A 25,019-nucleotide genomic window follows, 5' to 3' on the forward strand; every position below is an offset into this window, starting at 1 on the left:
GTTAGTCGCGCATCGGGCCCGGCGCCAGTACTTCGCGCGAACCGTTGGTGTTCATGGCCGTCACGACCCCGGCCATTTCCATGGCTTCGATCATGCGCGCGGCGCGGTTGTAGCCGATCTTGAGTTTGCGCTGGACGGCAGAAATCGACGCCCGACGGCTTTCCAGGACGAACTGTACCGCTTCGTCATAGAGCGCATCGGTTTCCGCGTCCTCGTCACCACCGCCACCGCCGCCTTCGAAGCCGCTGCCAGCCTCTTCGACGCCGTTGAGGATGTCGTCGTTGTATTCAGGGGCGCCACGCAGCTTCCAGGCTTCCACCACCCGATGAACTTCATCATCGGACACGAACGCACCGTGCACCCGGATCGGCAGGCTGGTGCCCGGCGGCATGTAGAGCATGTCACCGTGACCGAGCAATTGCTCGGCGCCACCCTGATCGATGATGGTCCGTGAGTCGATCTTGCTCGACACCTGGAACGCCATGCGGGTCGGGATGTTGGCCTTGATCAGGCCGGTAATCACATCCACCGACGGCCGCTGGGTGGCGAGAATCAGGTGAATACCGGCCGCACGTGCCTTCTGGGCAATACGGGCGATCAGTTCTTCGACCTTCTTGCCGACGATCATCATCATGTCGGCAAATTCGTCCACCACTACCACGATGGTCGGCAACTTATGCAGCAACGGCGCTTCGTCGTGGATGCTTTCGCGGTGGTACAGCGGATCGGTCAGAGGCGTACCCGCCTCTTCGGCTTCCTTGACCTTGGCGTTGAAGCCCGACAGGTTACGCACGCCCAGCTTCGCCATCAGTTTGTAGCGCCGCTCCATCTCGGCGACGCTCCAACGCAAGGCGTTGGCGGCGTCCTTCATGTCGGTGACCACCGGGCACAGCAGGTGCGGGATGCCTTCGTAGATCGACAATTCGAGCATTTTCGGGTCGATCATGATCAGCTTGGCGTCTTCCGGGCCGGACTTGAACAGGATCGACAGGATCATGGCGTTCACGCCCACCGATTTACCGGAACCGGTAGTACCGGCCACCAGCAGGTGGGGCATCTTCGCCAGGTCGGTAATGACCGGTTTGCCGCCGATGTCGTGGCCCAGGGCCAGGGTGACCGGTGACTTGTGGTTGTCATACTCGGGCGTCGACAGCACTTCGGAGAACCGTACGATCTGGCGGTCTTCGTTGGGGATCTCGATACCGACGGTGGTCTTGCCCGGAATCACTTCCACCACCCGCACGCTGGTCACGGCCAAGGAGCGCGCCAGGTCCTTCGCCAGGTTGGCGATGCGGCTGACCTTCACGCCCGCGGCCGGCTGGATTTCGTAACGGGTGATGACCGGGCCCGGATGGATCGAATCCACCGACACCTCGACACCGAACTCCTTGAGCTTGATCTCCAGCAGGTGACCGACGGCGGCCAGGGACTCGGGGGAATAGTTGAGCTGCTTCTTCTCGGCGGGGTCCAGGATCGAAATCGGCGGCAAGGTGCCTTCCACCGCGCTGTCGACGAACAGCGGCACCTGTTTTTCCTTCTGCACGCGCTTGCTCGGCTCCGGGGCCTTGGCCGGCGCCGGGGTGATGACTGGCGGCACCTGTTTCTCGCGCTCGGACATGTGCTTGCTCAGGGCTTGCTCGCGCTCGATCAGACGTTCCTTGACCTTGGCCTGCTCGCGCTTGTCGGGCACGACCGGCGCCACGACGTCATGGACCCGATCATCCACTTCACGCAGTTGCGCCACCAGTTGCTTGCGCTCTGTACGCGCCGCCCACCAGCGGTTCACGGCGCCCTGGATCAGTTCGATCAGGTCGAGAGTGATCTTGCCGGTCACGTCCATGACCTTGAACCAGGAAAGATCGGTGAACACCGTCAGGCCGAACAGGAACAGGGCGATGAACAGCAGCGTGCTGCCCTGGATATTCAGTGCGTTCCTGGCCAGGTCGCCGAGGCTTTCCCCCAGCGCACCGCCCGCCCCGGCTGGCAGGCCGGTAGGGGCATGGAAATGGATATGGGCCAGCGCGGCCCCCGACAGCACCAGGAACACCAGGCCGATGAGGCGCCAGGAAAACAGCCAGCCGCTCCACTGCCATGGCTCGTGACGCTGGCGAAAGATCTGGTAGGCCTTGATCGCCAGCAGCAAGGGGAAGATATAGGCGAAATAGCCCAGCACCATGAACAGGATGTCGGCGCTGTAGGAACCGGCCGGCCCGCCAAAGTTCTGCACGTCCTCGATCTTGCTGTTGTGGCTCCAGCCCGGATCGTCCTTGCCATAGGTCAGCAGGGCCATCATCAGGAACAGGCACAAGGCTCCGATGGCGATCAATGCACCTTCCTTGAGCCGGTAGTGCAACTGCTGGCGCCAGAGCGGAACGACTGTCTTGGGTGCTGCGGTGGATTTCTTCAAAACGCTTCTTTTCCTGCGCCAATGGCGCGTCCATCTGTTGAATGACTGCAAAAAACTGCTCGAAACGAGCAGGTAAAAAAGTGAATGTGCACAATCGGTACTATTTTTACCACTGAGACGTGCATCCGGAAAACCGCAGGTGTTGCCGAAGATGTGGACCTTTGGCTCATCCTGCGTTCAAAACATGTGCATTGTACGGTTTTATCGGCCCCGAGGCATCGCATCGCCTCAGTTACAAGCATAGCCAGAATCAGGGGTATACCGGAGCCAATTTGAGCATGCATTCTCTTTTGTGACAAAGGCTTATGAAGTGTTTTTTATGAACGAAGCGAAGCATTCACGCCTGATCATTCTCGGCTCCGGCCCCGCCGGCTACAGCGCAGCCGTATACGCCGCCCGTGCCAACCTCAAGCCTGTTGTCATCACCGGCCTGCAGGCCGGAGGCCAGCTCACCACCACCGTCGAAGTCGATAACTGGCCCGGCGATGTCGAAGGCTTGACCGGCCCGGTGCTCATGGAACGCATGCAGCGGCACGCCGAGCGCTTCGATACACAGATTGTCTACGACCATATCCACACCGCCAAGTTGCAGCAGCGCCCGTTCGAGCTCGTCGGCGACAGCGGCACCTACACCTGCGATGCCTTGATCATCGCCACCGGCGCTTCGGCTCAATACCTGGGCTTGCCCTCGGAGGAAACCTTCGCCGGCAAGGGCGTTTCCGCCTGCGCCACCTGCGACGGGTTCTTTTACCGTAACCAGGTGGTGGCGGTGGTCGGCGGAGGGAACACAGCGGTGGAGGAAGCCCTGTACCTGTCCAACATCGCCAGGGAAGTGCACCTGATTCATCGCCGGGACAAGCTGCGCTCGGAAAAAATACTCCAGGACAAACTCTTCGAGAAAGCCGCCAACGGCAATATCCGCCTGCACTGGAACCAGAACCTGGACGAAGTGCTGGGCGACGCCAGTGGCGTGACCGGCGCCCGTCTGCGCAACAGCCAGAGCGGCGAGACCAGCACATTGCAATTGGCCGGCGTGTTCATCGCCATCGGCCATAAACCCAATACCGAACTGTTCCAGGGCCAGTTGAGCATGCGCGACGGCTATCTGCTGGTGCGCGGCGGCAGCGAAGGCAATGCCACCGCCACCGATATCGAAGGCGTGTTCGCGGCCGGCGACGTGGCCGATCATGTGTATCGCCAGGCCATTACCTCTGCCGGCGCCGGCTGCATGGCCGCGCTCGATGCGGAAAAGTATCTCGATGACATCCCTGCCGTTTGACGGTTAATCTCCTGTGGCGAGGCGTTGCCCCCTCCTCGCCCCCCTCCCCTTCCGCAATCCCGGACCACCATGCTGACTTGGTTACAACGCAACACCTTCGACTTTCCTCCTCTGGAAAAAGCCATGCGCGACCCCAACGGCTTGCTGGCCGCTGGCGGCGATCTGTCTGCCGACCGATTGATCCAGGCCTACCGCCATGGGTGCTTCCCATGGTTCTCCGAAGGCCAACCGATCCTGTGGTGGTCGCCTGACCCGCGCACCGTTCTGTTTCCCGACGAGCTGCACATCTCCCGCAGCCTGGGCAAGCTTTTGCGCAAGCAACGTTACCAAGTGACGTTCGACAAGGATTTCGCAGCCGTCATCAAGGCCTGCGCCGAGCCCCGCGCCTACGCCGACGGCACCTGGATCACCGAAGCCATGCAAACCGCCTACCTGCAATTGCATCGGCGCGGCTTCGCCCATTCGGTGGAGGTCTGGGACGAGGGCCAGTTGGTGGGCGGCCTGTACGGCCTGGCCATGGGGCAGCTGTTTTTTGGCGAGTCCATGTTCAGCCGGGCTGACAATGCCTCGAAATTCGGCTTTGCGACGCTGGTCAACCATCTCAAGACCGCAGATTTCGTGCTGATAGACTGTCAGATGCCCACCGAGCACCTGCACAGCCTGGGCGCCCGCTCAATTCCGCGGGCAATGTTTGCCGGTTATCTCAAGGCACATCTGGACCGCCCCAACCGGGCAACCTGGGTTTGCTGAGCGACATCGGCGCGCGTGGCTTACACTTAACCAAAGCTTATCCCCGAGGGTTGATCATGACCGAGTTGGCGCGTTTGAAGTTTTATGCCACTCAGCCCCACTCTTGCAGCTATCTGCCTGAGGAGCAGGCCACGACGCTGTTCCTCGACCCTAGCCAGCCCATGGACGTGCATGTCTACGCAGACCTGTCGGAGATGGGCTTTCGTCGTAGCGGCGATCACCTCTACAGGCCCCATTGCCAGCATTGCAATGCATGCGTGCCGGCGCGCATCCCCGTGGTGCAATTTGCACCCAATCGTCAGCAAAAACGTATTTTCAAGCGTAACGCCGACATCCAGGTCCGGCCTGCCAAGCCACAGTTCACCGAAGAGTATTTCGACCTGTACCAACGCTATATCGAGCAACGCCATGCCGACGGCGACATGTACCCGCCCAGCCGCGATCAGTTCTCCACCTTTCTGGTTCGCGACCTGCCCTTCTCCCGTTTTTATGAGTTCCGCCTCGAAGGACGACTGGTGGCCATTGCCGTGACGGACCTGCTGCCCAACGGCCTTTCCGCGGTGTACACCTTCTACGAGCCCAACGAGGAGCGCCGCAGCCTGGGACGGTTTGCCATTCTCTGGCAGATCGCCGAAGCCCGGCGCCTGGGCCTGGAAGCGGTATACCTGGGCTACTGGATCAAGAACTGCAAAAAAATGAACTACAAGACCCAATATCGGCCTATCGAATTGCTGATCAACCAGCGTTGGGTGGTTCTCAACTAGAGGACGCTCTCGATTGGCTTCCCCTCCGCGATAAAGAACAACAGAGAACGCCCCCAAGAACCCCTTGGCTTGCCCCCCCTTTTTCGGGCACAATGCACGCCGCTTTTGCCTGGCGCAGTTGCACCGGGCCATTCACTGGATACCGAGGGCTTTACTGCATGTCGAAAGAAGACAGCTTCGAAATGGAAGGCACTGTCGTCGACACCCTGCCCAACACCATGTTTCGTGTGGAGTTGGAAAATGGGCACGTCGTTACCGCGCATATCTCCGGCAAGATGCGCAAGAACTACATTCGTATTCTGACCGGTGACAAAGTGCGCGTCGAGCTGACGCCCTATGACTTGAGCAAAGGGCGCATCACCTACCGCGCTCGCTAACAGGTCGACACAAAACGCCCGGCTCATGCCGGGCGTTTTTGTTTGCCTGCGACTAAGCCTCACAAGTGCTGGCAATAACACCCAGTATTGAGGCCAACCCCATACCCTGTGGGAGCGGGCTTGCTCGCGAATGCGGTCGATCAGCTTGCATAGATGCCGAATGTGAAATCGCATTCGCGAGCAAGCCCGCTCCCACAGGGTTCGATGCGCTTCTCGAAAAAAGCAAAAAGGCGCCTCTCGGCGCCTTTTGCATTGTTGCGTATAAAGATCAAGCCATTTCGGCCGTGGTTTCGAACTCGAAGGTCAGTTCGCCATCCTTGATGTCGATATGGACCACACCGCCATGCTCGGCCAGTTCGCCAAAGAGAATCTCCTCCGCCAGCGGACGCTTGATCTTGTCCTGGATCAGGCGAGCCATCGGCCGCGCCCCCATGGTCACGTCGTAGCCACCCTCCGCCAGCCAGCTGCGGGCCGCGTCGGTGACTTCCAGCAACACACGCTTGTCTTCGAGCTGCGCCTGAAGTTCGGTAAGGAACTTGTCCACCACGCTCTTGATGACCTCATGGCTGAGGCGACCAAACTGGATGATGGTGTCCAGACGGTTGCGGAATTCAGGCGTGAAGCTCTTCTTGATCACTTCCATCGCATCGGACGAATGGTCCTGATGGGTGAAACCGATCGAAGCACGAGCCGCTGTCTCGGCACCGGCGTTCGTGGTCATGATAATGATCACGTTGCGGAAATCCGCTTTGCGCCCGTTGTTGTCGGTCAACGTACCGTGATCCATGACCTGCAGCAGCAGGTTGAAGACTTCCGGATGCGCCTTCTCGATTTCATCGAGCAACAATACGCAGTGTGGCTGCTTGGTAATGGCTTCGGTGAGCAGGCCGCCCTGGTCGAAACCGACATAACCCGGAGGCGCACCGATCAGACGCGAAACGGTATGGCGCTCCATGTACTCGGACATGTCGAAACGAACCAGTTCGATGCCCATCGCCTTGGCCAGTTGCCGCGCCGCTTCGGTCTTGCCCACCCCGGTGGGACCTGCGAACAGGAACGAACCCACCGGCTTGTCCGGAGATTTCAGGCCGGCACGAGACAGCTTGATGGCCGTGGACAGCGAATCGATGGCCGCATCCTGGCCAAACACCGTCAGCTTCAGGTCGCGCTCCAGGTTACGCAGCAGTTCCTTGTCGGAGCTGGTGACATGCTTGGGCGGAATCCGTGCGATTTTCGCGACGATGTCCTCGACCTGCGGTACGTCGATGCGCTTGACGCGGCTTTCGGCCGGTTGCAGGCGCTGGTAGGCACCCGCCTCGTCGATAACGTCGATGGCTTTGTCCGGCATATGCCGGTCATTGATATAGCGTGAAGCCAGCTCGGCGGCGGCGCGCAGCGCTTCATCGCTGTACTCGATGCTGTGGTGCAGCTCGAAACGCCCTTTCAGGCCGCGCAGGATGCCAATGGTGTCTTCCACCGACGGCTCCGATACGTCGACCTTCTGGAAACGCCGGGCCAAGGCACGATCCTTCTCGAAGATCCCGCGGAACTCCTGGAAGGTGGTCGAACCGATGCAGCGGATATCGCCCGACGAAAGCAGCGGTTTGAGCAGGTTCGAGGCATCCATGACACCACCGGATGCGGCGCCCGCACCAATGATGGTGTGGATCTCGTCAATGAACAGGATCGCCTGGGGACGCTTTTTAAGCTCGCCGAGCAACGCCTTGAAGCGCTTCTCGAAGTCGCCCCGGTACTTGGTACCGGCCAGCAAGGCACCCAGATCGAGGGAATAGACCACACTGTTGGCCAGCAGATCCGGCACCTGGCTGTCGACGATGCGCTTGGCCAGGCCCTCGGCGATGGCCGTTTTACCGACACCCGCCTCACCCACCAGCAGCGGGTTGTTCTTGCGACGCCGGGCCAGGATCTGAGCGACGCGCTCGACTTCGGCCTCGCGTCCCACCAACGGATCGATGCGCCCCTGGCGCGCCAGTTCGTTCAGGTTGCTGGCATAGGCATCCAATGGATTGCCCGAGGAAGAAGACTCACCGCCCTCGTCATCCTGCATATCCTGCTCACCTTCGGAGTGGTCGCCGTGCCCTGGCACCTTGGAAATGCCATGGGCGATGTAGTTGACGACATCGATACGCGCAACGCTCTGTTGCTTGAGCAGGAAAACCGCCTGGCTTTCCTGTTCGCTGAAAATGGCAACCAGCACATTGGCGCCGGTGACTTCGCGCTTGCCCGAGCTCTGTACATGAAAGACAGCACGCTGCAGAACGCGCTGGAAGCCCAGGGTTGGCTGGGTTTCGCGATCCTCGTCATGAACGGGGATCAATGGCGTGGTGGAGTCGATGAACTCCTGCAGATCGTGCTTGAGTTTATCGAGGTTCGCGCCGCAGGCACGCAAAACGGTGGCGGCAGCCTCGTTATCCAATAGGGCCAGCAGCAGGTGCTCGACCGTCATGAATTCATGACGCTTCGAACGGGCCTCCTTGAAGGCAAGATTGAGGGTGACTTCGAGCTCGCGGTTTAACATGGCTTCACCTCATACCCAAGTGGTCGGCGTTAACCGTCCTTCTCGATTTCACAGAGTAGCGGATGCTGGCTTTCCCGGGCGTACTGGTTGACCTGCATAGCCTTTGTCTCGGCGATGTCGCGGGTAAACACTCCGCACACTGCCCGTCCCTCTGTATGGACGGCCAGCATGACCTTGGTCGCCAGCTCGCGGTTCAGGTTAAAAAACACCTCGAGCACTTCGACGACGAAATCCATCGGTGTGTAGTCATCGTTGAACAAAACCACCTTGTACATCGGTGGCGCCTGTAACGCGGGCTTTGCTTCCTGGACAGCAATGCCGGCGGAATCGTCGTCATGCTGATCCGGGCGATCCTGATTGAATGTTAGTCGAATCTGGCTGATTGCATGCATGGAAAGAAAGGTTCGTTTAGTTGGCATTTACACTAATGGGGGTGCCGGCTGGCGATTTCAACCACGACCGCCGGGTCACCTTGACTATCGGCAAAACGGTGTTACAACCAATAGAGCCCATCGCGGGTTAAAAAGGTCCGCGGCATTGATCCTGACAACAAGATTAGACTGCGGATGAACCGGATGATACTCCAGTGATGGAGTGCGTTGCAGAGGGATATGGTTTATGTCGGTCGTCAAGATGAGTGGCAAGGTGAAATGGTTCAACAATGCCAAAGGCTACGGGTTCATCCTAGCGACTGGCAGGGAGGAAGACCTTTTCGCCCACTACTCGGCAATCAATATGGAAGGCTATAAAACCCTGAAAGCCGGGCAGCCTGTAAAATTCGATGTCATCCAGGGGCCCAAAGGCCTGCACGCAGTCAACATTACGCCCATCGAAGTTCAAAACACACCTGCCTCCGTGGAAATCAAGGTCACCGAGACCCATTGACCTGCGATAGCTTGCGGGCATGAAAAAAGCCCGGCTCGATCACTCGAGCCGGGCTTTTTCATGCCGATTGTCTTACATATGGGCGATCAGCGCATCGCCAAAGCCCGAAGACGACACCAGCTTCGCGCCCTCCATCAGGCGTTCGAAGTCATAGGTCACGGTCTTGGCCGAAATCGCGCCATTGGTGCCCTTGATGATCAGGTCGGCCGCTTCGGTCCAACCCATGTGGCGCAACATCATTTCAGCCGACAGGATCAGCGAGCCCGGGTTGACCTGGTCCTTGCCCGCGTACTTGGGCGCGGTGCCGTGGGTGGCTTCGAACATGGCGACGGTGTCCGACAGGTTGGCACCCGGGGCAATGCCGATGCCGCCCACTTCCGCCGCCAGGGCGTCGGAGAGATAGTCACCGTTGAGGTTCAGGGTCGCGATCACGTCATATTCAGCCGGACGCAGCAGGATCTGCTGGAGCATGGCGTCGGCGATGGCGTCCTTGACCACGACGTTCTTGCCGGTCTTGGGGTTCTTGAACTGCATCCAAGGCCCACCATCGAGCAGGGTCGCGCCGAATTCCTCGGCCGCCACTTCGTAGGCCCATTCCTTGAAGGCACCTTCGGTGAACTTCATGATGTTGCCTTTGTGTACGATGGTCAGCGAATCGCGGTCGTTATCGACTACATATTGCAATGCCTTGCGGGCCAGGCGCTTGGTGCCCTGCTTGGACACGGGCTTGACGCCGATACCACAGTCCTCGTCGAAACGGATCTTGGTAACGCCCATTTCCTCCTTGAGGAACTTGATCACCTTGGTGGCTTCGGCCGAGCCGGCCTTCCACTCGATGCCGGCATAGATGTCTTCGGAGTTCTCGCGGAAAATCGTCATGTCCACATCGCCAGGCTTCTTGACCGGGCTCGGCACACCTTCGAACCAGCGCACCGGACGCAGGCAGACATACAGGTCGAGCTGTTGACGCAGGGCCACGTTCAGCGAACGGATACCGCCACCGACCGGCGTGGTCAGGGGGCCCTTGATGGACACCACGTAATCCTTGACCGCATCCAGGGTTTCCTGGGGCAGCCATGTGTCCTGGTCGTAGACCTGGGTGGCTTTTTCACCGGCATAGACCTCCATCCAGGAAATCTTGCGCTTGCCGCCGTAGGCCTTCTGCACGGCAGCGTCCACGACCTTGATCATGACCGGGCTGATGTCGACACCAATGCCATCCCCTTCGATGAAAGGAATGATCGGATTGTCAGGAACATTAAGAGAATGGTCTGCATTGACGGTGATTTTGTCACCGACGGCCGGAACCTGAATCTTTTGATACCCCATGCTGAACTCCATTGCTTGGATTAAACATCTGGCTGCGTTCGAGCGTACCCCAGTTGAATCGGCGCGCAAACCCTACCAAGACCAAAGAGATACAGTTCGCCGCGTACAACCCTGAAAACCAAGGGAAAAGCGCCAAACATGAGCATAGACGCGTTCCGCCCACTGCGACGTTTAGACCAATGGACGAGCACTAAAGTCTATGAACCATCGGCAGATCGCCAGCTACCTATGTATAATGCCGCCGCTGACCACAGGGTCACGATGGCTGACTGCTCTGCGACAGGACTTTCCGCCCGTTAAAAGCCGGTCCGTTACCACGGCCCGACCGCTTGACGCTCGACTGATGCACCCAACATCACCGCGAAGAAACCTCGACATTCGGTTCACGGATGACTTTGAACGAACGCGCTTACCCGGCGCCCTCGAGTTTCTGCGCATGCTTTAGCAAAGAAGAGAGTTAATCCGAATATGCCCACCCGCTCGAAGATCATCTATACCTTCACCGACGAAGCGCCCGCCCTCGCCACCTATTCGCTGCTGCCGATCGTCGAAGCCTTTACCGCTTCGGCCGATATCGCCGTGGAAACCCGCGATATCTCTCTGGCAGGGCGCATCCTGGCCAGCTTCCCCGAGCAACTGGGTGACAAAGCCGTAGCCGACCACCTCGCCGAACTGGGCGAGCTGGCCGTGACACCTGAAGCCAACATCATCAAGCTGCCGAACATCAGCGCTTCGGTCCCGCAATTGCAGGCCGCGATCAAGGAACTGCAGGCCCAGGGCTATGCATTGCCGGACTACCCGGAAACCGTGACCACCGAGGCCGAGAAAGACGCTCGCGCCCGTTACGACAAGGTCAAGGGCAGCGCCGTGAACCCGGTGCTGCGCGAAGGCAACTCCGACCGCCGCGCACCGCTGTCGGTCAAGAACTATGCCCGCAAGCACCCACACAAGATGGGCGCCTGGGCTGCGGACTCCAAGTCCCATGTAGCCCACATGAGCTCCGGCGATTTCTACGGCAGCGAGAAAGCTGCCCTGATCGACGCCGCTGACGCCGTGAAAATCGAGTTTATTGCCCAGGACGGCACCACCACCGTCCTGAAAGAAAAAACCAGCGTCCAGGCCGGCGAGATCCTCGACTGCGCCGTGATGAGCAAGAACGCCCTGCGCGCCTTCATTGCCGCTGAAATCGAAAGCGCCAAGCAACAAGGCGTACTGTTGTCGGTCCACCTCAAAGCCACCATGATGAAGGTTTCCGACCCGATCATGTTCGGCCAGATCGTCGCCGAGTTCTATAAAGATGCCCTGGCCAAGCACGCTGACGTGCTGGCGCAGATCGGCTTCAACCTGAACAACGGCATCGGCGACCTGTACACTCGCATCAAGGCCCTGCCGGCCGAGCAGCAGGCGCAGATCGAAGCCGATATCCAGGCGGTCTATGCGTCGCGCCCTGCCCTGGCGATGGTCAACTCCGACAAAGGCATCACCAACCTGCACGTGCCGAGCGACGTCATCGTCGACGCCTCCATGCCGGCCATGATCCGTGACTCCGGCAAGATGTGGGGCACCGATGGCCAACTGCACGACACCAAGGCCGTGATCCCGGACCGCTGCTACGCCACCATCTACCAGGCGGTGATCGAAGATTGCAAGGCCAACGGTGCGTTCGATCCGACCACCATGGGCAGTGTGCCGAACGTAGGCTTGATGGCCAAGAAAGCCGAAGAGTACGGCTCCCACGACAAGACCTTCCAGATCAAGGCCGACGGCGTGGTGCGCGTCACCGACAGCAAGGGCACCCTGCTGATGGAACAGACTGTCGAAGCCGGCGACATCTTCCGCATGTGCCAGACCAAGGACGCGCCGATCCAGGATTGGGTCAAGCTGGCCGTCAACCGTGCCCGTGCAAGCAGCACCCCGGCCATTTTCTGGCTGGACCCGATGCGCGCCCACGACGGCGTGGTGATCGAGAAGGTCCAGGCTTACCTGAAGGACCACGACACCAACAGCCTGGACATCCAGATCATGTCGCCAGTCGACGCGATGAAATACACCCTGGCCCGCACCCGCGAAGGCAAGGACACCATCTCGGTGACCGGCAACGTGCTGCGCGACTACCTGACCGACCTGTTCCCGATCATGGAACTGGGCACCAGCGCCAAGATGCTGTCGATCGTGCCGCTGATGAACGGTGGCGGCCTGTTCGAAACCGGCGCTGGCGGTTCGGCACCCAAGCACGTCCAACAACTGCTGGAAGAAAACTTCCTGCGCTGGGATTCCCTGGGCGAATTCCTGGCCCTGGCCGCATCCCTCGAACACCTGGGCGTGACCTACAACAATCCGAAGGCACTGGTTCTGTCCAAGACCCTCGACCAGGCCACTGGTGAGTTCCTGGACCGCAACAAATCGCCTTCGCGCAAAGTCGGCGGCATCGACAACCGTGGCAGCCACTTCTACCTGACCCTGTTCTGGGCCCAGGCACTGGCCGCTCAAAACGACGACGCTGCCCTCAAGGCTCAGTTCGCGCCCCTGGCCAAGACCCTGACCGACAACGAAGAGAAGATCGTTGCCGAGCTCAACGCCGTCCAAGGCAAGCCAGTGGACATTGGCGGTTACTACTTCGCCAACCCAGAGCTGACCAGCAAGGCCATGCGCCCGAGCGCTACCTTCAATGCGGCGATTGCTGCGCTGGTGTAAGGTTGTAAGGGAACATCACAAACCCCGGCCTTGTGCCGGGGTTTGTGTTTCCAAACCCACCATCCCTATGGGAATCAGGATGAACGCCAGACTTGTGAACGCCCTAGCCCTTGTGGGAGCGAGCCTGCTCGCGATGGCGGTATAACATTCAATACTGATGCCGCCTGACACACCGCTATCGCGAGCAGGCTCGCACATAGACCGAATGCAGCTACTGGAATCGAGGAGACATCATGGACTGGCAACCCCACATTACCGTCGCCACCATCGTCGAAGACAACGGCCGCTTCCTGATGGTGGAAGAATCCAAGGGCGGACGATCGGTGCTCAACCAGCCGGCCGGCCACCTGGATCCAGACGAAACACTGATTGAAGCCGCTGTACGCGAAACCCTGGAAGAAACCGGCTGGGACGTCGAACCCACCGACGTGGTGGGCATTTACCTGTACACCGCGCCCAGCAACGGCGTGACTTACCAGCGCGTCTGTTTCGCCGCCAAGGTCTTGAACCATCGCCCCGACTATCAACTGGATGACGGCATCCTCGGCGCCAAATGGCTAAGCCGCGACGAACTGCTCGAACAGCGCGAGCACTGGCGCAGCGAGTTGATCATTCGTTGCATCGACGATTATCTGGCCGGCCATCGCCACAGCCTGTCATTGATCCGCCCTTCTCTTTAGCCTTGCGCGCCCGGGCCTGATAGAATCGCGTCCTTTTTCAAGACACTCATTGAATTCCTATGCGTGATCCAGCTCGTTCCGACACCACCAAACAGCGCGTCATTGTCGGCATGTCCGGCGGCGTTGACTCTTCCGTTTCCGCCCTTCTGCTGATGGAGCAGGGTTATGAAGTGGAAGGCCTGTTCATGAAGAACTGGGAAGAAGACGACGGAACCGAATATTGCACCGCCATGGATGACCTGGCGGACGCCCAGGCCGTGTGCGACAAGATCGGCATCAAGCTGCACACCGCCAATTTCGCCGCCGAGTACTGGGACAACGTGTTCGAGCATTTCCTGGCCGAGTACAAGGCCGGCCGCACGCCGAACCCGGACATCCTCTGCAACCGCGAGATCAAGTTCAAGGCATTCCTCGACTACGCCATGATGCTCGGCGCCGACCTGATCGCCACCGGCCACTACGTGCGTCGCCGTGATATCGACGGTCGAACCGAACTGCTCAAGGGCCTGGATCCGAACAAGGATCAAAGCTACTTCCTGCATGCCGTCGGCGGCGAGCAGATCGCCAAAACCCTGTTCCCGGTGGGGGAACTGGAAAAGCCGGAAGTACGGGCGATTGCCGAGAAGCACGCCCTTGCCACCGCCAAGAAAAAGGATTCCACCGGCATCTGCTTCATCGGCGAACGGCGTTTCAGTGATTTCCTCAAGCAATACCTGCCGGCCCAACCGGGCGAGATCAAAACCACCGAGGGCGAGGTCATCGGTCGCCACCATGGTTTGATGTACCACACCATCGGTCAGCGCCAGGGCCTGGGCATCGGCGGCCTGAAAGATGCCGGCGAAGAACCGTGGTACGTGCTGGTCAAGGACCTGGAGCACAACGAACTCATTGTCGGCCAGGGCAACGATCACCCATGGTTGTTCTCCGGCGCCCTGCTCGCCTCGGACATCTATTGGGTCAACCCGATCGACCTCAGCAAGCCACGTCGCCTGACAGCCAAGGTTCGCTATCGCCAGAGCGACCAGCCTTGCACCCTTGAAAAAACCGCCAACGGCTACCGCGCCACCTTCGATGATCCGCAACGTGCGGTCACCCCCGGCCAGTCCGTGGTGTTCTATGACGGCGAAATCTGCCTGGGCGGCGGCGTGATCGAAGTCGCAGAGCCATGGAGCAGCAAGGCATGAGCCCGATACAGGAGCAACTGACGGCATTGGGCGGCGTGTTTCTGGCCGCCGTGCTGGTGGACCGCATCGCCAAGACCGGCCAGGCCACCGAAGCGGGCCTGGCCTGCATGCTCGGCAGCCTGCTGGTTCGCGACCCCAAGGACACCCTGGAAGTCTATGGCGGCGATGACCTTAACCTGCGCGAAGGCTACCGGGCATTGATCGGCGCTCTGGAACGCGACCCCAGCGCCTTGCAACGCGAGCCGCTGCGCTATGCCCTGTCGATGCTGGGCCTGGAACGTCAACTGGCCAAGCGCGACGACCTGCTGGACACCATCGGCAAGCGTCTGCCGCAAATCCAGTCCCAGGTCGAGCACTTCGGCCCGTCCCATGAAAACGTGATCGCCGCTTGCGGTGCGTTGTATCAGGACACCCTCAGCACACTGCGTCAGCGCATCCAGGTGCATGGCGACATGCGCAACCTGCAGCAACCGAGCAACGCCTCGAAGATCCGCGCCCTGCTGTTGGCCGGCATCCGTTCGGCCCGGTTGTGGCGGCAGTTGGGCGGCCACCGCTGGCAACTGGTGATCAGCCGACGCAAATTGCTGAAAGAGCTTTACCCATTGATGCGCCACGAATAAATCGCCTCGACCCGTTTTGTACCTCGTTACGCGTAACACGCCGGTCAGTTGGCGACGGACCGGCGCTGGTTTTCATGTATGATACGCGCCCCATTTCGTTGCCCGACTGTCCGAGAACACCCCATGCAGCTCTCTTCGCTCACTGCGGTTTCCCCTGTTGACGGCCGCTACGCCGGCAAAACCCAGGCCCTGCGCCCGATTTTCAGCGAGTACGGCCTGATCCGTGCCCGCGTCCTGGTTGAAGTGCGCTGGCTCCAGCGCCTGGCCGCCCACCCCGCCATCGGCGAAGTCCCGGCGTTCTCCGCCGAAGCCAATGCGGTACTCAATGCCCTGGCCGATAACTTTGCGCTGGAGCACGCCGAGCGCGTCAAGGAAATCGAGCGCACCACCAACCACGACGTGAAGGCCATCGAATACCTGCTCAAGGAGCAGGCGGCCAAACTGCCGGAACTGGCCAAGGTCAGCGAGTTCATTCACTTCGCCTGCACCAGCGAGGACATCAACAACCTGTCCCACGCCCTGATGCTGCGCGAAGGCCGCGACGATGTGATGCTGCCGCTGATGCGCCAGGTCGCCCAGGCCATCCGCGAACTGGCGATCCGCTTCGCCGACGTACCGATGCTGTCGCGCACCCATGGTCAACCGGCTTCGCCGACCACCCTGGGCAAAGAGCTGGCCAACGTGGTGTATCGCCTGGAACGCCAGATCGCCCAGGTTGCCGCCGTGCCACTGCTGGGCAAGATCAACGGTGCCGTGGGCAACTACAACGCCCACCTGTCGGCCTACCCGGACATCGACTGGGAAGCCAACGCCCGCGCCTTCATCGAAGATGAGCTGGGCCTGAGCTTCAACCCGTACACCACCCAGATCGAACCGCACGACTACATCGCCGAACTGTTCGACGCCATTGCGCGCTTCAACACCATCCTGATCGATTTCGACCGTGACATCTGGGGCTACATCTCCCTGGGTTACTTCAAGCAGCGCACCATTGCCGGCGAAATCGGTTCTTCGACCATGCCGCACAAGGTCAACCCGATCGACTTCGAAAACTCCGAAGGCAACCTGGGCATCGCCAACGCGCTGTTCCAGCACCTGGCGAGCAAGCTGCCGATTTCCCGCTGGCAGCGCGACCTGACCGACTCCACCGTACTGCGCAACCTGGGCGTGGGCTTCGCCCATAGCGTCATCGCCTACGAAGCCAGCCTCAAGGGCATCGGCAAGCTGGAGTTGAACGAGCAGAAAATCGCCGCCGACCTGGACGCCTGCTGGGAAGTCCTGGCCGAGCCGATCCAGACCGTGATGCGTCGCTACAACATCGAAAACCCGTACGAAAAGCTGAAAGAACTGACCCGTGGCAAGGGCATCAGCCCTGAAGCGCTGCAGACTTTCATCGATAGCCTGGACATGCCCGCCGAGGCCCGCACCGAGCTGAAGAAGCTCACGCCGGCCAGCTACATCGGCAATGCGGCGGCACAAGCCAAGCGCATCTGATCATCGCTTTGCCCTGAGACGCCCGGCCGAGCGCCGGGCGTTTTTATTCGCGTCTGAAAAATACTTTTTTTCAATAGGTTACACATGAATCCTGATATTCCTCTGCAACTCCTGGGCGGCATCACGGCACGGGAGTTCATGCGCGACTACTGGCAGAAAAAACCACTGCTGATCCGCCAGGCGATCCCTGACTTCGAAAGCCCGATCGATGCCGACGAACTGGCCGGTCTGGCCCTGGAAGAAGAAGTCGAATCGCGCCTGGTGATCGAGCACGGCGAGCGCCCGTGGGAACTGCGTCGTGGCCCGTTTGCCGAAGACGAGTTCAGCAAGCTGCCGGAGCGCGAGTGGACGCTGCTGGTCCAAGCTGTCGATCAGTTCGTGCCGGAAGTCAGCGAGCTGCTGGAGCACTTCCGCTTCCTGCCGAGCTGGCGTATCGACGACGTGATGATCAGCTTTGCCGCCCCGGGTGGCAGCGTCGGTCCGCACTTCGACAACTACGATGTCTTCCTGCTGCAAGGTCATGGCAAGCGCAACTGGAAGATCGGCCAGATGTGCGACTCCGAAAGCCCACTGCTGCAACACGCCGACCTGCGCATCCTCGCCGAATTCGAAGCCACCGACGAATGGACCCTGGAACCGGGCGACATGCTCTACCTGCCGCCGCGCCTGGCCCACTGCGGCGTGGCCGTTGACGATTGCATGACCTACTCGGTGGGCTTCCGCGCGCCGAGCGCCGCTGAAGTGCTGACCCACTTCACCGACTTCCTCAGCCAGTTCCTGCCGGACGAAGAGCGCTACACCGACGCCGATGCGCGCCCCGTGAGCGATCCACACCAGATCCAGCACGACGCCCTCGACCGCCTCAAAGGCCTGCTGGCCGAGCACATGAGCGACGAGCGCCTGCTGCTGACCTGGTTCGGCCAGTTCATGACCGAGCCTCGCTACCCGGAGCTGGTGGCAGGTCCGGAACTGGAAGAAGAAGACCTGCTGGCCAGCCTGGAACAAGGCGCAGTGATCATCCGCAATCCGAGCGCCCGCCTGGCCTGGTCGGAAGTGGATGATGACCTGCTGTTGTTCGCCAGCGGCCAGAGTCGATATCTGCCGGGCAAGTTGCGCGAGCTGCTGAAAATGATCTGCGCCGCCGACGCACTGCACATCGAGAACCTCAGCCCGTGGCTGGCGGACGAAGACGGTCGCGGCCTGATCCACGAGTTGGTCAAACAAGGCAGCCTGGGGTTCGCCGATGAATAAAATTCACGTTCGTGTCGCAGACTGGCAAAAGGATAACGCCGAGATCCGGCGCATTCGTGAAAGCGTATTCATTGTCGAGCAGTCGGTTCCGCCGGAGCTGGAATGGGATGCCGACGACCAGGGCGCGGTGCATTTCCTGGCGTACGAAGGCGACTTCCCCATCGGCACCGCCCGTCTGCTGACTGACGGCCACATCGGCCGGGTTTCGGTGCTCAAGGACTGGCGCGGCTTGAAAGTGGGCGACGCATTGATGCATGCGGTAATCGCCGAGGCCGAGAAGCGCGAACTCAAGCAGCAGATGCTCAGCGCCCAGGTGCATGCCACGCCGTTCTATGAGCGACTGGGCTTTGCCGTGGTCAGCGAGGAATTCCTGGAAGCCGGGATTCCCCACGTGGACATGGTGCGGCGTTCGGCCTGAGACCGTGCCGCCGCCATCGCGAGCAGGCTCGCTCCCACAGGGTCCTGGGCCAAGCACGAACGCCGTGTGCTACACAGGCCTCATGTGGGAGCGAGCCTGCTTGCGATGAGGCCCTCCGAGCCCCCCCAAAACGCCCCGCCATCTACCGATGCCGGGGCGTTTTGCCGTCTATCATTCAACTTGCCCCACCCGGAGCCGACAAACTGGCAATATCAAGCCTTTGTCTCGCGGAGAAATGGAATGTCCTTACGCACCCTCCTGGCTACCCTGCTGCTTGGCTGCAGTCTGTCGGTGATGGCCGACACGCAGATCGTGCCACTGAACTACCGCACCAGCGCCGACCTGCTGCCAGTGGCGCAGAATTTCATCGGCAAGGACGGCCAGGTCAGCGCCTACGGCAACCAACTGATCGTTAACGCCGACCCGGGCAAAATCGAAGAACTGCGGCAATTCCTCGCCCAGTTGGACACCGCGCCCAAGCGCCTGCTGATTACCGTCGACACCAACGAAAACAACCTGCAGGGCGACCAGGGCTATTCCATCAACGGCGCCGCCCCGAGCCAGACCCGCATCATCAATCGCAGCACGGCCAGTCGTGACGGTGGCGTGCAACAGGTTCAAGCCAGTGAAGGCCAGCCGGCGCTGATCCAGGTCGGCCAGAGCGTGCCGTTCACCAGCAGCCAGACCGACAATTACGGGCGCATGCAAAGCCAGACCGAATACCGCAACGTCACCCAGGGTTTTTATGTCACCGCCAGCGTCACCGGCGAGACCGTTCATCTCAGTATCAGTACCAACCGTAACCGCATGAGCCAGGAACGTCCCGATGTAGTGAACGTGCAAAGTACCGACACAACTGTCAGCGGCCGGCTGGGCGAATGGATCACCCTGGCCGGCGTGAATCGCCAGACCCAAGCCGACAAACAGGGCCTGACCCGCAGCTACTCGACCCAAGGCCGCGATGACATGATTCTGCGGGTCAAGGTCGATACCCTGAACTGAAGCATCAAAAACTGACTGATGAGTCGTATTAGACCAAAGATGTAGTGCTTGAAAAATAGCACTACAAAATGTTTGACGAGCCAAAAAACCGAAGGCATGATGGCCTCGCTCCCGCTAATCAGGGGCCCTGGCAAGGGCCTTCGGGTCGACGCTTGCACCTACCCCGCGAGCCGATTCGTGTCTGTACCGCCCACAAGGTGTGTTTGACGAGGTTGCGACTGGAACGAAGTTGTCCCGAGGGACGGAAGCGTAACTAGGTAACCCGGCATCACTCTGAGTTCACATGAAGGCCCACGACGCCCGAATGCGCCCGCAGTTCGCCTGTACCTGCTCACTTTCTCCTCGAGCCCATCGTTCATCCCGTCGCCTCCCCGCCTGAACCGACTTGTGCGCCCGGCCCCCTGGCCAGCGAGCAGCCTTTTTCGCCAATGACTGGCGAAGCGGCAGGAGCAGGAATTTTTCCACCCCAGACCTATGCGACGAGGTTTATCTCCATGGCACTGACACGCGAACAGCAAATTGCAGCCCTTGAAAAAGACTGGGCTGAGAACCCACGCTGGAAAGGCGTGAAGCGCAATTATTCCGCTGCTGACGTCGTCCGTCTGCGTGGCTCGGTCCAACCCGAGCACACCTTTGCGAAGATGGGCGCCGAGAAGCTCTGGAACCTGGTGACCCAGGGCGCCAAGCCAGCCTTCCGTCCCGAGAAAGATTTCGTCAACTGCATGGGCGCCCTGACCGGCGGCCAGGCTGTACAGCAAGTCAAGGCCGGCATCCAGGCGATCTACCTGTCGGGCTGGCAAGTGGCCGCGGACAACAACTCCGCCGAGTCGATGTACCCCGACCAGTCGCTGTACCCGGTGGATTCGGTTCCTACCGTGGTCAAGCGCATCAACAACGCGTTCCGTCGCGCCGACCAGATCCAATGGAAAGCCGGCAAGAACCCGGGCGATGAAGGCTACATCGACTACTTCGCACCAATCGTGGCTGACGCCGAAGCCGGTTTCGGCGGCGTGCTGAACGCCTACGAACTGATGAAAAGCATGATCGAAGCAGGCGCCGCCGGCGTTCACTTCGAAGACCAACTGGCTTCGGTGAAGAAATGCGGTCACATGGGTGGCAAGGTATTGGTACCGACCCAGGAAGCCGTGCAGAAGCTGACCGCTGCCCGCCTGGCGGCCGACGTCGCTGGCGTTCCGACCATCATCCTGGCCCGCACCGACGCCAACGCCGCCGACCTGCTGACCTCCGACTGCGATCCGTACGACCAGCCGTTCGTGACCGGCACCCGCACCCAGGAAGGCTTCTATAAAGTGCGCGCCGGCCTCGACCAGGCCATCGCCCGCGGCCTGGCCTACGCGCCATACGCCGACCTGATCTGGTGCGAAACCGCCAAGCCGGACCTGGAGGAGGCGCGTCGCTTCGCCGAAGCGATCAAGAAGGAATACCCGGACCAGATCCTGTCGTACAACTGCTCGCCTTCCTTCAACTGGAAGAAAAACCTGGACGACGCGACCATCGCCAAGTTCCAGCGCGAACTGTCCGCCATGGGCTACAAGCATCAGTTCATCACCCTGGCTGGCATCCACAACATGTGGCACAGCATGTTCAACCTGGCGCACGACTACGCCCGCAACGACATGACCGCCTACGTGAAGCTGCAAGAGCAGGAATTCGCCGACGCCGCCAAAGGCTACACCTTCGTGGCTCACCAGCAGGAAGTGGGCACCGGTTACTTCGACGACATGACCACTGTGATCCAGGGTGGCGCTTCGTCGGTGACCGCGCTGACCGGCTCCACCGAAGAAGAGCAGTTCCACTGATCCATGGATAAACGGCTCTTGCGGACCGAATGAAAAAAGCTGACTGCAAGGCCGACGATCTGAAGCCCCGACTGGTTCGGGGCTTTTTTTCGCCTAGGCTTTGAAGGGCAACCTGAATCCTCTATGGGGGGCGGGCAAGCCTGCTCGCACCAGAATCGAAAGACCTTGAGAAAAATTGATCGAACGCAGTATCGGGTAGTCTGAAAAAGAGTAAAAAGGCCGGCGCTGACAACTGCAGCCTTTGTCATGTAAGGCAAGTTTCCGACTGTCGAAGGAAACAATCGGGAAAATGCCCTACAAACAATAATAATTATCATTTGAAAGGCATTTTCATTATTACCCGTCGCCTGGATATACCGATCAACAAATGGCCGGCGCCCCACAGGAGCAGGCCTTCGAGGCCCTTGGAGAGGTGTGATGTCCTTATTCCAATAAATAATTTCGCTATCGAATTTTACTTGCCCGGTGTTTAGCCATAAAATCACCGCGATTGATTGCTGCGACATATCGTCACTGCGTTATTTCTTTTCAAGCTCAGAGACCTTTGCTCTCTGTTAAGGATTTCCAGCATGCCCGAAGCGACAGGACTCATGGCCCACAACTGGGGCTTTGCCATTTTCCTTCTGGGTGTCGTCGGCCTGTGTGCCTTCATGCTCGGCGTCTCCAGCCTCCTCGGGTCACGAGCCTGGGGCCGCAGCAAAAACGAACCGTTCGAGTCCGGCATGCTACCTACCGGTGGCGCCCGCTTGCGGCTCTCAGCCAAATTCTATCTGGTCGCGATGCTTTTCGTGATCTTCGATATCGAAGCCCTCTTTCTCTTTGCCTGGTCTGTGTCCGTCCGCGAAAGCGGCTGGACCGGATTTGTCGAAGCTCTCGTTTTCATAGCAATTCTGTTGGCAGGTCTTGTCTACCTTTACCGGGTGGGGGCACTTGATTGGGCTCCGGAAGCTCGGCGCAAGCGGCAAGCGAAGCTGAAACAATGAGGCTTTGGCAATGCAATACAATCTCACCAGGATCGACCCGGATGCTCCTAACGAGCAGTACCCGATTGGCGAAAGGGAAACCGTCGCCGATCCGTTAGAGGATCAAGTCCACAAGAATATCTTCATGGGCAAGCTCGAAGACGTGCTGAACAGCACGGTCAACTGGGGTCGCAAGAACTCCCTGTGGCCGTACAACTTCGGCCTTTCGTGCTGCTACGTGGAAATGACCACCGCCTTCACGGCGCCCCACGACATCGCGCGCTTCGGCGCCGAAGTCATCCGGGCATCGCCGCGCCAGGCGGACTTCATGGTTATCGCCGGTACGCCGTTCCTGAAGATGGCCCCCATCATCCAGCGCCTGTATGAGCAGATGCTGGAACCCAAGTGGGTCATTTCCATGGGCGCCTGTGCCAACTCCGGTGGCATGTATGACATCTATTCCGTGGTCCAGGGCGTCGACAAGTTCCTGCCCGTGGATGTCTACGTGCCCGGCTGCCCACCTCGTCCCGAAGCGTTCCTGCAAGGCTTGATGCTGTTGCAGGAATCCATCGGACAGGAACGTCGCCCGCTTTCCTGGGTCGTCGGTGACCAAGGCGTCTATCGCGCCGACATGCCGTCGACAAAAGCCGAGCGCCGCGAACAGCGAATCGCAGTCACCAACCTGCGCAGCCCCGACGAAGTCTGATCCAGCTCTGTTCCGTCAAGAAACGAGAAACTGGCTTCATTCTTTACGTTGACCGAAAGCGATAAATAACCATGACTACAGGCAGTGCTCTGTACATCCCGCCTTACAAGGCAGACGACCAGGATGTGGTCGTCGAACTGAATAACCGTTTTGGCCCCGAGGCGTTCACCGCCCAGGCAACCCGCACCGGCATGCCGGTGCTTTGGGTCGCCCGCGAGAAGCTTGTCGAAGTCCTGACCTTCCTGCGCAACCTGCCCAAGCCCTACGTCATGCTCTATGACCTGCACGGCGTGGACGAGCGTTTGCGAACCAAGCGTCACGGGCTGCCAAGCGGCGTCGATTTCACCGTGTTCTACCACCTGCTGTCGGTGGAACGTAATAGTGACGTAATGATCAAGGTCGCCTTGTCCGAGAACGACCTCAGCGTGCCGTCCGTGACCAGCATCTGGCCGAACGCCAACTGGTACGAGCGTGAAGTCTGGGACATGTTCGGCATCGACTTCCCCGGCCACCCGCACCTGACGCGCATCATGATGCCGCCGACCTGGGAAGGTCACCCGCTGCGCAAGGACTTCCCTGCCCGCGCCACTGAATTCGACCCGTTCAGCCTGTCCCTGGCCAAGCAACAGCTCGAAGAGGAAGCCGCGCGCTTCAAGCCCGAAGACTGGGGCATGAAGCGCTCCGGAGCGAACGAGGACTACATGTTCCTCAACCTCGGCCCGAACCACCCTTCTGCCCACGGTGCGTTCCGGATCATCCTGCAACTGGACGGCGAAGAGATCGTCGACTGCGTCCCGGACATCGGCTACCACCACCGTGGCGCCGAGAAGATGGGCGAGCGTCAGTCCTGGCACAGCTACATCCCGTACACCGACCGTATCGACTACCTCGGCGGGGTGATGAACAACCTGCCGTACGTACTCTCGGTCGAGAAGCTGGCCGGTATCACCGTACCGGACCGGGTCAACGTGATCCGCATCATGATGGCCGAGTTCTTCCGTATCACCAGCCACCTGCTGTTCCTGGGTACCTATATCCAGGACGTCGGCGCCATGACCCCGGTGTTCTTCACGTTCACCGACCGCCAGCGGGCCTACACGGTGATCGAAGCCATTACCGGTTTCCGTCTGCATCCGGCCTGGTACCGCATCGGCGGCGTCGCCCACGACCTGCCACGCGGCTGGGAAAAACTGGTCAAGGACTTCGTCGAGTGGATGCCCAAGCGCCTGGACGAATATACCAAGGCTGCCCTGCAGAACAGCATCCTCAAGGGCCGGACCATCGGCGTGGCCGCCTACAACACCAAGGAAGCCCTGGAATGGGGCGTCACAGGTGCAGGCCTGCGTTCCACCGGCTGCGATTTCGACCTGCGCAAGGCGCGTCCTTACTCCGGCTACGAAAACTTCGAATTCGAAGTACCGCTGGCGGCCAACGGCGATGCCTATGACCGCTGCATGGTTCGCGTCGAGGAAATGCGCCAGAGCGTCAAGATCATCGAGCAGTGCATGCGCAACATGCCGGAAGGCCCGTACAAGGCGGACCACCCGCTGACCACGCCGCCGCCCAAGGAACGCACGCTGCAACACATCGAGACCCTGATCACGCACTTCCTGCAGGTTTCGTGGGGCCCGGTCATGCCGGCCAACGAATCCTTCCAGATGATCGAAGCGACCAAGGGCATCAACAGTTATTACCTGACGAGCGACGGCGGCACCATGAGCTACCGCACCCGGATCCGTACTCCAAGCTATCCGCACCTGCAGCAGATCCCTTCGGTGATCAAAGGCAGCATGGTCGCGGACTTGATTGCGTACCTGGGTAGTATCGATTTCGTTATGGCCGACGTGGACCGCTAAGC

Annotated in this window: 21 protein-coding genes; 17 read left to right on the forward strand and 4 right to left on the reverse strand. The window is 60.0% G+C overall.

Annotation, left to right across the window (positions count from 1 at the left end):
* Position 1: 1 nt before the first annotated feature.
* Positions 2-2,407 carry a DNA translocase FtsK gene (ftsK, locus tag AD666_RS23830; RefSeq protein ID WP_053157760.1) on the reverse strand — a complete coding sequence of 802 codons (2,406 nt, stop codon included), beginning with the start codon at positions 2,405-2,407 and terminating at the stop codon, positions 2-4.
* 319 nt (positions 2,408-2,726) lie between these two features.
* Between ftsK and trxB the strand changes: the two genes are divergently transcribed.
* From trxB to infA, 4 genes are all read left to right on the forward strand, one after another.
* Positions 2,727-3,686 (forward strand): thioredoxin-disulfide reductase, encoded by a 960-nt coding sequence (trxB, locus tag AD666_RS23835; RefSeq protein ID WP_053157763.1) that lies wholly within the window; start codon positions 2,727-2,729, stop codon positions 3,684-3,686.
* Positions 3,687-3,755: 69 nt separating this feature from the next.
* Positions 3,756-4,436 carry a leucyl/phenylalanyl-tRNA--protein transferase gene (aat, locus tag AD666_RS23840; RefSeq protein ID WP_053157766.1) on the forward strand — a complete coding sequence of 227 codons (681 nt, stop codon included), beginning with the start codon at positions 3,756-3,758 and terminating at the stop codon, positions 4,434-4,436.
* A gap of 56 nt (positions 4,437-4,492) precedes the next feature.
* Positions 4,493-5,200: an arginyltransferase gene (locus AD666_RS23845; RefSeq protein ID WP_053157769.1), complete on the forward strand. Its 708-nt coding sequence runs from the start codon at positions 4,493-4,495 to the stop codon at positions 5,198-5,200.
* A 158-nt stretch (positions 5,201-5,358) separates the two neighbouring features.
* Positions 5,359-5,577: a translation initiation factor IF-1 gene (gene infA / locus AD666_RS23850; RefSeq protein WP_002553999.1), complete on the forward strand. Its 219-nt coding sequence runs from the start codon at positions 5,359-5,361 to the stop codon at positions 5,575-5,577.
* A 268-nt stretch (positions 5,578-5,845) separates the two neighbouring features.
* On the opposite strand, the gene clpA is transcribed toward infA, so the two are convergent.
* Positions 5,846-8,116, reverse strand: coding sequence for an ATP-dependent Clp protease ATP-binding subunit ClpA (gene clpA, locus AD666_RS23855; RefSeq protein WP_053157772.1), 2,271 nt, complete (start codon positions 8,114-8,116; stop codon positions 5,846-5,848).
* A 29-nt stretch (positions 8,117-8,145) separates the two neighbouring features.
* Positions 8,146-8,508, reverse strand: a complete 363-nt coding sequence (gene clpS / locus AD666_RS23860; RefSeq protein WP_053157775.1) for an ATP-dependent Clp protease adapter ClpS — start codon at positions 8,506-8,508, stop codon at positions 8,146-8,148.
* Between the two features lie 241 nt (positions 8,509-8,749).
* On the opposite strand from clpS, the gene cspD reads away from it, so the two are divergent.
* Positions 8,750-9,001 (forward strand): cold shock domain-containing protein CspD, encoded by a 252-nt coding sequence (gene cspD / locus AD666_RS23865; RefSeq protein ID WP_172679674.1) that lies wholly within the window; start codon positions 8,750-8,752, stop codon positions 8,999-9,001.
* Between the two features lie 72 nt (positions 9,002-9,073).
* On the opposite strand, the gene icd is transcribed toward cspD, so the two are convergent.
* Positions 9,074-10,330 carry an NADP-dependent isocitrate dehydrogenase gene (gene icd, locus AD666_RS23870; protein WP_053157781.1) on the reverse strand — a complete coding sequence of 419 codons (1,257 nt, stop codon included), beginning with the start codon at positions 10,328-10,330 and terminating at the stop codon, positions 9,074-9,076.
* A gap of 468 nt (positions 10,331-10,798) precedes the next feature.
* Here icd and AD666_RS23875 point away from each other — a divergent pair, with 468 nt between their 5' ends.
* The 12 genes from AD666_RS23875 to nuoC all read left to right on the forward strand — a co-directional run bounded on the left by AD666_RS23875 (position 10,799) and on the right by nuoC (position 25,017).
* Complete coding sequence (locus AD666_RS23875) at positions 10,799-13,024, forward strand: NADP-dependent isocitrate dehydrogenase (protein ID WP_053157784.1); 2,226 nt, start codon at positions 10,799-10,801, stop codon at positions 13,022-13,024.
* A gap of 233 nt (positions 13,025-13,257) precedes the next feature.
* On the forward strand, positions 13,258-13,704 hold the full coding sequence (locus AD666_RS23880; RefSeq protein WP_053157788.1) for an NUDIX hydrolase: 447 nt from the start codon (positions 13,258-13,260) through the stop codon (positions 13,702-13,704).
* Between the two features lie 59 nt (positions 13,705-13,763).
* Positions 13,764-14,888 carry a tRNA 2-thiouridine(34) synthase MnmA gene (gene mnmA, locus AD666_RS23885; protein ID WP_053157791.1) on the forward strand — a complete coding sequence of 375 codons (1,125 nt, stop codon included), beginning with the start codon at positions 13,764-13,766 and terminating at the stop codon, positions 14,886-14,888.
* Positions 14,885-15,508, forward strand: a complete 624-nt coding sequence (hflD, locus tag AD666_RS23890) for a high frequency lysogenization protein HflD (protein WP_053157794.1) — start codon at positions 14,885-14,887, stop codon at positions 15,506-15,508. The genes mnmA and hflD overlap by 4 nt, the downstream gene beginning before the upstream one ends.
* A gap of 123 nt (positions 15,509-15,631) precedes the next feature.
* A complete protein-coding gene (gene purB / locus AD666_RS23895; protein WP_053157797.1) occupies positions 15,632-17,002 on the forward strand; it encodes an adenylosuccinate lyase in 1,371 nt (456 codons plus the stop codon).
* 84 nt (positions 17,003-17,086) lie between these two features.
* Positions 17,087-18,253, forward strand: coding sequence for a cupin domain-containing protein (locus AD666_RS23900; RefSeq protein WP_053157801.1), 1,167 nt, complete (start codon positions 17,087-17,089; stop codon positions 18,251-18,253).
* Positions 18,246-18,671, forward strand: coding sequence for a GNAT family N-acetyltransferase (locus tag AD666_RS23905; RefSeq protein ID WP_053157811.1), 426 nt, complete (start codon positions 18,246-18,248; stop codon positions 18,669-18,671). Before AD666_RS23900 ends, AD666_RS23905 begins: the two co-directional genes overlap by 8 nt.
* A 240-nt stretch (positions 18,672-18,911) precedes the next feature.
* Positions 18,912-19,673 carry a secretin N-terminal domain-containing protein gene (locus tag AD666_RS23910; RefSeq protein ID WP_053157814.1) on the forward strand — a complete coding sequence of 254 codons (762 nt, stop codon included), beginning with the start codon at positions 18,912-18,914 and terminating at the stop codon, positions 19,671-19,673.
* Positions 19,674-20,167: 494 nt separating this feature from the next.
* Complete coding sequence (gene aceA / locus AD666_RS23915) at positions 20,168-21,493, forward strand: isocitrate lyase (RefSeq protein WP_053157817.1); 1,326 nt, start codon at positions 20,168-20,170, stop codon at positions 21,491-21,493.
* A 569-nt stretch (positions 21,494-22,062) separates the two neighbouring features.
* A complete protein-coding gene (locus AD666_RS23920) occupies positions 22,063-22,476 on the forward strand; it encodes an NADH-quinone oxidoreductase subunit A (protein ID WP_003180067.1) in 414 nt (137 codons plus the stop codon).
* A gap of 10 nt (positions 22,477-22,486) precedes the next feature.
* A complete protein-coding gene (locus AD666_RS23925) occupies positions 22,487-23,161 on the forward strand; it encodes an NADH-quinone oxidoreductase subunit B family protein (protein WP_053157820.1) in 675 nt (224 codons plus the stop codon).
* A 71-nt stretch (positions 23,162-23,232) separates the two neighbouring features.
* Positions 23,233-25,017: an NADH-quinone oxidoreductase subunit C/D gene (gene nuoC / locus AD666_RS23930; RefSeq protein WP_053157823.1), complete on the forward strand. Its 1,785-nt coding sequence runs from the start codon at positions 23,233-23,235 to the stop codon at positions 25,015-25,017.
* The last annotated feature ends 2 nt before the right edge of the window (positions 25,018-25,019 follow it).

The sequence above is a fragment of the Pseudomonas sp. Pf153 genome (assembly GCF_001269775.1).
Classification (GTDB): domain Bacteria; phylum Pseudomonadota; class Gammaproteobacteria; order Pseudomonadales; family Pseudomonadaceae; genus Aquipseudomonas; species Aquipseudomonas uvaldensis.

What these genes read in the sequence shown, in the direction of transcription:
- infA (WP_002553999.1), top strand. Translation starts at nt 5,359, where the DNA reads ATGTCGAAAGAAGACAGCTTCGAAATGGAAGGCACTGTCGTCGACACC.
- icd (WP_053157781.1), bottom strand. Translation starts at nt 10,330, where the DNA reads ATGGGGTATCAAAAGATTCAGGTTCCGGCCGTCGGTGACAAAATCACC.
- purB (WP_053157797.1), top strand. Translation starts at nt 15,632, where the DNA reads ATGCAGCTCTCTTCGCTCACTGCGGTTTCCCCTGTTGACGGCCGCTAC.
- clpA (WP_053157772.1), bottom strand. Translation starts at nt 8,116, where the DNA reads ATGTTAAACCGCGAGCTCGAAGTCACCCTCAATCTTGCCTTCAAGGAG.
- trxB (WP_053157763.1), top strand. Translation starts at nt 2,727, where the DNA reads ATGAACGAAGCGAAGCATTCACGCCTGATCATTCTCGGCTCCGGCCCC.
- mnmA (WP_053157791.1), top strand. Translation starts at nt 13,764, where the DNA reads ATGCGTGATCCAGCTCGTTCCGACACCACCAAACAGCGCGTCATTGTC.
- AD666_RS23905 (WP_053157811.1), top strand. Translation starts at nt 18,246, where the DNA reads ATGAATAAAATTCACGTTCGTGTCGCAGACTGGCAAAAGGATAACGCC.
- AD666_RS23880 (WP_053157788.1), top strand. Translation starts at nt 13,258, where the DNA reads ATGGACTGGCAACCCCACATTACCGTCGCCACCATCGTCGAAGACAAC.
- AD666_RS23910 (WP_053157814.1), top strand. Translation starts at nt 18,912, where the DNA reads ATGTCCTTACGCACCCTCCTGGCTACCCTGCTGCTTGGCTGCAGTCTG.
- nuoC (WP_053157823.1), top strand. Translation starts at nt 23,233, where the DNA reads ATGACTACAGGCAGTGCTCTGTACATCCCGCCTTACAAGGCAGACGAC.
- AD666_RS23845 (WP_053157769.1), top strand. Translation starts at nt 4,493, where the DNA reads ATGACCGAGTTGGCGCGTTTGAAGTTTTATGCCACTCAGCCCCACTCT.
- cspD (WP_172679674.1), top strand. Translation starts at nt 8,750, where the DNA reads ATGAGTGGCAAGGTGAAATGGTTCAACAATGCCAAAGGCTACGGGTTC.
- AD666_RS23925 (WP_053157820.1), top strand. Translation starts at nt 22,487, where the DNA reads ATGCAATACAATCTCACCAGGATCGACCCGGATGCTCCTAACGAGCAG.
- clpS (WP_053157775.1), bottom strand. Translation starts at nt 8,508, where the DNA reads ATGCATGCAATCAGCCAGATTCGACTAACATTCAATCAGGATCGCCCG.
- hflD (WP_053157794.1), top strand. Translation starts at nt 14,885, where the DNA reads ATGAGCCCGATACAGGAGCAACTGACGGCATTGGGCGGCGTGTTTCTG.
- aat (WP_053157766.1), top strand. Translation starts at nt 3,756, where the DNA reads ATGCTGACTTGGTTACAACGCAACACCTTCGACTTTCCTCCTCTGGAA.
- AD666_RS23920 (WP_003180067.1), top strand. Translation starts at nt 22,063, where the DNA reads ATGCCCGAAGCGACAGGACTCATGGCCCACAACTGGGGCTTTGCCATT.
- AD666_RS23900 (WP_053157801.1), top strand. Translation starts at nt 17,087, where the DNA reads ATGAATCCTGATATTCCTCTGCAACTCCTGGGCGGCATCACGGCACGG.
- aceA (WP_053157817.1), top strand. Translation starts at nt 20,168, where the DNA reads ATGGCACTGACACGCGAACAGCAAATTGCAGCCCTTGAAAAAGACTGG.
- AD666_RS23875 (WP_053157784.1), top strand. Translation starts at nt 10,799, where the DNA reads ATGCCCACCCGCTCGAAGATCATCTATACCTTCACCGACGAAGCGCCC.